The sequence below is a fragment of the Phytoactinopolyspora endophytica genome, from assembly GCF_004138495.1.
Taxonomy (GTDB): Bacteria; Actinomycetota; Actinomycetes; order Jiangellales; family Jiangellaceae; genus Phytoactinopolyspora; species Phytoactinopolyspora endophytica.
Window position 1 is genome coordinate 468,843 of record NZ_ML142849.1, and the last position, 877, is coordinate 469,719.

Sequence of the window (877 nt, forward strand, 5' to 3'; positions counted from 1 at the left end):
CGAACCGATACGACGGCGGCGCCGGCACGCGGACCGCACCACGGGACGCGCCGGCACCGAAGTACTCCTTGAACACGCGGTCGTAGCGCGCGATGTCCTCCGGCGAGGCACACAAGGTGAACCGGCCGGACCAGTAGAGCGACCCGGGCGAGTCCGCCCCGAGCTCAGCCAGTGCGTGCAACATCGCGTGCACCCGAGTGGGTGGCACGACGGCCCCCGCAGCACGCAGCCGCCCGGCGAACTCCACCACCGGGGAGAACGCATCCTCCGGGCGGGGTCCGCCTGTCTGAGTTCCAGGCCCCGCGGCGGCCATCGCCCCCAGTCACCTCCTCATCCGGCTGGTGCGGCCAGGGCGTCGCGCGGTGGGCCATGGCTCCATCAGACACGCCCCAGCTCGCTGATCTCGGACCGGACCCGCTCGGTGTCCTCCTGGTACTTCAGTACCGCTCCGAGGGTGCGGGAGGCAAGATCTGAGTTCAGCTCTCGCGCACCGAGCGCTACCAGGGCCGCGGCCCAGTCGATCGACTCCGCGAGGCCCGGCGGCTTGAGCAGGCCGGTCTGTCGCATCCGCGCGACGGCCCGGGCGACATCACTCGCCAGCTGCTCACCCACGTCGGGTAAGCGCCGTTTGATGACCGCGATCTCGCGCTCGAACGTCGGGTGATCCAGCCAGTGGTACAGGCAGCGACGCTTGAGCGCGTCGTGGACCTCGCGGGTGCGGTTGCTGGTGACCACCACCGTCGGAGGGGTGCTGGCCCGTACCGTGCCGACCTCCGGAATGGAGATGGTGAAGTCCGAGAGGACCTCCAGCAGGAACGCCTCGAACTCGTCGTCGGCGCGGTCGATCTCGTCGATCAGCAGTACGCACGGGACCTCC

Annotated in this window: 2 pseudogenes; both read right to left on the reverse strand. The window is 70.0% G+C overall.

Annotated elements, in window-relative coordinates:
* Positions 1 to 313: pseudogene (locus ELR45_RS36510) on the reverse strand (hypothetical protein); the annotation flags it as partial.
* Positions 314 to 378: 65 nt separating this feature from the next.
* Positions 379 to 877, reverse strand: a pseudogene (locus ELR45_RS40255) (MoxR family ATPase); the annotation flags it as partial.